The sequence below is a fragment of the Lacihabitans soyangensis genome, assembly GCF_024343775.1.
GTDB classification, from domain to species: Bacteria; Bacteroidota; Bacteroidia; order Cytophagales; family Spirosomataceae; genus Leadbetterella; species Leadbetterella soyangensis.
Window position 1 is genome coordinate 1 of record NZ_RJUF01000171.1, and the last position, 362, is coordinate 362.

The following is a 362-nucleotide window of genomic DNA, read 5'->3' on the forward strand; positions in this document are numbered from 1 at the left end:
AGTTGTTACAATCAATTCTTTGCCGGTACCAAATCCGAGCTCTGACTCACCGAAATGTGTTGGTACGACTTTATCATTCAATTCAGTTGCAGGTATGAGTAGTTATGCATGGAGTGGACCAAATTCGTTTAGTTCTTCTATTCAGGATCCTAGTATCAGTAATGTCTCTATTGCTGCTAATGGTACTTATACACTCACTGTTAGCAATGCTAATGGATGTTCGGCCTCGGCTACTACGGTGGTTACAATTAATCAGATTTTACCTCCGACCATCACCCCTCCGAATACCTTGGTAGTATGTTCCCCAAGTACATTGACCCTAACAGCCAGTAATTGTGCAGGCACAGTGACGTGGTCAGAGG

Annotated in this window: 1 pseudogene; it reads left to right on the forward strand. The window is 43.4% G+C overall.

Features of this window, described 5'->3' with window-relative positions:
- Nucleotides 1-94: 94 nt before the first annotated feature.
- Nucleotides 95-362, forward strand: a pseudogene (locus EGI31_RS15290) (hypothetical protein); the annotation flags it as partial.